The following is a 4,764-nucleotide window of genomic DNA, read 5'->3' on the forward strand; positions in this document are numbered from 1 at the left end:
ACATTTCGTACAGAGCCTAGGAAACAGAAGGTACCAACGGCGCCCTTATGAACCTAAGGGTTTACGGAGGGGGTGGGTATGGCGAATGTCTTACACGCGTTGGTTGCTATCTCTTCTATTGCACTTTGGATCCGAGGCGTATTCTGACCCCATCCACTGAAGCACAGGGAGTGCTCAGGATCAGGGATGATCGGCCTTGCAAGGAAAGCTATCGACAGGGAGTCGTAATGGTCTTGGAAAAACCCGCTTCGGCGGGTTTTTTTTCGTCTGCGAAAAAGTAATGTCTATTAGGTCGGGCGTTGGGCCATCGCCTGTCTGCAGCCCTGACGTTGTCTAGCTGCATGGCGCCGGAGTAGCAGGCGAGGCGCGCGGGGAGGGATTTCGAAGCTGCCTTGAGTTGGCCTAATCCTGTTTGCACACAGATCAGGCGCTACTGGCCTGTAATGCCATGGCGCGCAGGCGAGCGATGTCCTTGCTCGGCGAGGCGCCAAATAGACGGCTGTATTCACGACTGAACTGCGAAGGGCTTTCGTAGCCCATCTTGTAGCCTATTGAAGAAACGTCGCTGTTTTCGGCCAACAACAATCGTCTCGCCTCCTGCAGGCGTAGTTGTTTCTGGTATTGGAGCGGGCTCATGGCGGTGACGGCCTTGAAGCGGTGATGAAGCGCCGAGGGACTCAGATTGATCATCTGCGCCAGGCTGTCGATGCTCAACGGCTCGGCATAATGCGTATTGAGCCACTCGATGGCTCGGCTGATGCGGTGGGTCTGGGTGTCAGGAATAGCGATTTCATGCAACCGCCGGCCTTGAGCTCCCCGCAGCAGTCGATAGAAAATCTCCTGTTGGGCCAAGGGCGCTAGGGTGGCGATGTCGTCCGGGCTATCTAGCAGCCGCAGTAAACGCAACATTGCGTCGAGCAAGGGCTCGTCGATGCGGTCCAGGAACAATCCACGATCGGTACTTTCAGTGGGTACGCCGATGGGGCTGGCATCGGCAATCAGCCGACAGATCTGTGCCGGATCTATGTCCAGGCGTATGCACAAATACGGTTGCTCGGGACTGGCCTCGATCACTTGGCCGGCCAGGGGCAATGTCACCGAGACTACCAGGTAATTAAGCGGATCATAGACGTAGCGTTCCTCTGCCAATGTGACCTCTTTGCGCCCCTGGACAATGACACAGAGCCCCGGCTTATGCACAACGTGCAAGGCTTCGGTGGGTTGGTCGCTGCGGATCAGGTGCAAAGCCTCGATAGCCGTAGGATGAACGCCGTATTCCGGCGCGAAGCGCTTCATCAGGCTTGCCAGTTCGGCGCGACGCAGGTCTATGCGGTCGTCAGGCGTAATGGTGATGGACGTGGATACTGACATGCCGATCAATCCCCTGGCCAACTCAATGGATCGCGCTAGTAAAGCTGATTGCAGCCGCGACGACCAGAGCCTTTATCGTTACAGGATCGTGCAAATGCGCAGGAGGATCCGGCTAACCGAAGTGTCGGAGGAATTCCTAATCTGGACCTGTCAAAACGCTCCTATGAGGAGCCAACACACCCAGACGAGGGATCCATCATGTCCGATATTCAAAACAAAGTCGTGGTCATCACGGGCGCCAGCAGCGGGATTGGCGAGGCGGCGGCGCGGTTGCTGGCGGCTCGAGGGGCTTGTGTAGTACTCGGTGCCCGACGCGTGGACCGCTTGCAAACACTCGTGTACGAACTTGAGGTCGCCGGCTACCGGGCAGCCTGCAAAGCCGTGGACGTGACCCGTCGCGACGACGTTCAGAACCTGATCGATTTCGCCATCGAAAAGTTCGGCCGGCTCGATGTGATCATCAATAACGCCGGCGTCATGCCGCTTTCCAAGCTCGAGGCCCTGAAAATCGAGGAATGGGATCGCATGATCGACGTCAACATCCGCGGCGTACTCCACGGTATCGCCGCTGGCCTGCCGCTGATGCAACGCCAGCGCAGCGGCCAGTTCATCAACATTGCCTCCATCGGTGCCTACGCGGTCAGCCCGACGGCAGCGGTGTACTGCGCGACTAAGTATGCCGTGCGGGCAATTTCAGAAGGCCTGCGCCAGGAAGTCGGTGGGGATATTCGCGTGACGGTGATTTCCCCCGGTGTTACTGAGTCGGAACTGGCCGAGAGTATTTCCGACGAAGGTGGACGCGCCGAGATGCGCGAGTTCCGCAGGATTGCCATCCCCGCCGAGGCCATCGCCCGGGCCATTGCCTACGCCATTGAACAACCGGCGGACGTGGACGTCAGCGAACTGGTGGTGCGGCCGACGGCCAGCCCTTACTGAGGCGTGCTGGTCCGGCATCGTTTCAGCCAGGTAAAATACCTGCATACCTGGCTGAAGCTCTCCCGCTACACCTGTTCCAACCGTGCCGCGGCCCGTTGAGTGATTTGCGAGCGCACCCGGAGCGACTCCGCCGAACGCCGGTTGGCTTCTTCGATCACCTGTGCTGGTGCGGTGTCCGGGGACCCTGCGGCAAACGGCGGAGCGGGGGCGTATTCAAGCTGCAATTGGACGAGCTCGGCAGTGTCCCGGTCGAACAACTCTGCCGCCAGGGTCAGGGCAAAGTCGATGCCCGCCGTGATGCCGCCGCCGGTGAACAGGTTACCGTCGCGTACCACGCGGTCCTTGACCGGTGTTGCGCCCAGCGGTTGCAGCAAGCTATGGAAGGCCCAGTGCGTAGTGGCGCGCTTGCCACGCAACAACCCCGCCGCGCCGAGTACCAGAGAACCGGTGCACACCGAGGTGATGTACTTGGCGTGGGCTGCCTGGCGCTTGATAAAGGCCAAGGTCTGCTCGTCTTCCATCAGCGGACCGACGCCGCTGCCGCCGGGGACACAAATCACGTCGAGCTTCGGACAGTCCTCGAACGTGGTGGTCGGCAGCAAGACCAACCCGGTGCTGGCGGTAACGGGCGCCAAGTCTTTCCAGATCAGATGAACTTTCACATCCGGCAGCGAGGCCAGCACGTCATAAGGGCCGGTGAGGTCCAGCTGCTGGACTTGGGGGAATAACAGGAAACCGATCTGCAATGTCATGCCGCTTGCTCCTTTGGATAATTGCCCGAGGGGTGGACGGTTTCACTGTAGGCTCGTAGGATCTGGCGTATTCGCCAATAAGCCCACGAATCACGCCAATATGCCAAATACGCCTAAATCCATTCATGTGCTGGCCTTCGCCAACGTTCAGGTGCTGGACGTCACGGGGCCCTTGCAGGTATTCGCATCGGCCAACGATCTGGTCCGTGGACAAGGATTGCCGCCACCCTATGCGCCGACCGTGGTCGCTGTCGATGGCGGGGCGGTGATGTCGTCGGCGGGGTTGGCGCTGATGGCCGAGCCGCTCCCCGACGAAGACAGCGACACGTTGTTGATCGCCGGTGGTTGGGGGGTATACGAAGCCGCCAAGGATCCAGCCCTGGTGGCCTGGGTCAAACACCAAGGGATGCGCTCGCGAAGGGTCGCGTCGGTATGTACCGGGGCGTTCTTATTGGCGGCCAGTGGTTGGCTGGACGGGCGTCGGGTGGCGACTCACTGGACGCGTTGTGAACAACTGGCCCAGCAACACCCGCAACTGCAGGTTGAACCCAATCCGATTTTTATCAAGGACGGCCCGGTCTGGACGTCGGCGGGGGTTACGGCTGGGATTGACCTGGCGTTGGCACTGGTGGAAGAAGATTTGGGCCGGGCGATGGCCTTGGAGGTAGCCCGGCATTTGGTGGTCTTCCTCAAGCGTCCCGGAGGGCAATCGCAGTTCAGCGCCACTTTGGCGCTACAAAAGCAGGGCGGTCGTTTCGATAAACTGCATGCCTGGATCGCCGAGCACCTCACGCAAGACCTGGGCTTGTCGAGCCTGGCGGCGGAGGCGGGCATGAGCGAGCGCAGTTTCGTCCGTCATTACCGCGCCGAGACCGGCCAGACCCCGGCCCGCGCCGTGGAACTGATCCGCGTGGAGACCGCCCGCCGCCTGCTTGCCGACAGTGCGGTGCCGGTCAAGCGCGTTGCGCTGCAATGTGGCTTCGGCAGCGAAGAAACCCTGCGCCGCAGCTTCTTGCGAGCTGTGGGCGTGACGCCCCAGGCCTATCGGGAGCGCTTCAGCGCTCAAGCAAATCCAGTAACGCCTTGACCGTGGCCTCGGGGGCTTCCTGAGGGATGTTATGGCCGACGCCAGCCAGTACGCGGCGTTCATAAAAACCGCTGAAATGCCCTCCATCTTCATCATCTTCCGACGGTGGCCCCACACCGTCATCGCCGCCGCACAGGGAAATACTCGGCACGCTGATGACAGGTTGCTCCGTCAGTTTTTCCTCCATCCATTCGAGGGTCGGATCCCCCGGCGCGTACATGAAGCGATGGCGATAGGAATGGATCGCCACTTCGACAAAGTCCGGATTGTCGAATGACGGCGCGGTCAGCGGATACAGCTCGGCGCCGCGTTTCCAGGTTGGCGACCAGAGACGCCAGAGCAATTGGCACAGTTCACGCCGATTCTGCGTCAGGCCTTCAGCGCCCCGGGCGGTGTGGAAGTAATACTGGTACCACAAGCGATATTCATCTTCGGGACCCAGCGGTTGGGTCGAATGAGGAATGTCCTGCACGATATAGCCGTCGCCCGTGACCAGGCAGCGCACGCGATCGGGCCACAGGGCGGCGACGATGCAAGCGGCGCGACCGCCCCAGTCATAGCCGCACAGTGCAGTCTGGGGAATGTCGAGGGCGTCCATCAGGTCCAGCAGGTCCTGGG

The 4,764-nt window shown here is 60.6% G+C and carries 5 protein-coding genes; 2 read left to right on the forward strand and 3 right to left on the reverse strand.

The window, feature by feature from the left end; genetic code table 11:
- Window positions 1–423: 423 nt before the first annotated feature.
- Window positions 424–1,371: an AraC family transcriptional regulator gene (locus tag OC610_RS21310; RefSeq protein WP_264430552.1), complete on the reverse strand. Its 948-nt coding sequence runs from the start codon at window positions 1,369–1,371 to the stop codon at window positions 424–426.
- Between the two features lie 198 nt (window positions 1,372–1,569).
- Between OC610_RS21310 and OC610_RS21315 the strand changes: the two genes are divergently transcribed.
- Complete coding sequence (locus OC610_RS21315) at window positions 1,570–2,307, forward strand: SDR family oxidoreductase (protein WP_264430556.1); 738 nt, start codon at window positions 1,570–1,572, stop codon at window positions 2,305–2,307.
- Between the two features lie 65 nt (window positions 2,308–2,372).
- Here the strand turns inward: OC610_RS21315 and inhA are convergent, their stop codons facing one another.
- The gene (gene inhA, locus OC610_RS21320) at window positions 2,373–3,059 is read right to left on the reverse strand and encodes an isonitrile hydratase (protein WP_264430558.1); all 687 of its coding nucleotides are present in this window, start codon (window positions 3,057–3,059) and stop codon (window positions 2,373–2,375) included.
- A 100-nt stretch (window positions 3,060–3,159) separates the two neighbouring features.
- Here inhA and OC610_RS21325 point away from each other — a divergent pair, with 100 nt between their 5' ends.
- Window positions 3,160–4,146 (forward strand): GlxA family transcriptional regulator, encoded by a 987-nt coding sequence (locus OC610_RS21325; protein ID WP_264430560.1) that lies wholly within the window; start codon window positions 3,160–3,162, stop codon window positions 4,144–4,146.
- On the opposite strand, the gene OC610_RS21330 is transcribed toward OC610_RS21325, so the two are convergent.
- On the reverse strand, window positions 4,115–4,764 hold a 650-nt coding region (locus OC610_RS21330; RefSeq protein WP_264430563.1), incomplete at its 5' end, for an alpha/beta fold hydrolase. The two genes, OC610_RS21325 and OC610_RS21330, sit on opposite strands and share 32 nt — an antisense overlap.

The sequence above is a fragment of the Pseudomonas agronomica genome, assembly GCF_025917275.1.
In the GTDB taxonomy this organism is placed as follows: domain Bacteria; phylum Pseudomonadota; class Gammaproteobacteria; order Pseudomonadales; family Pseudomonadaceae; genus Aquipseudomonas; species Aquipseudomonas agronomica.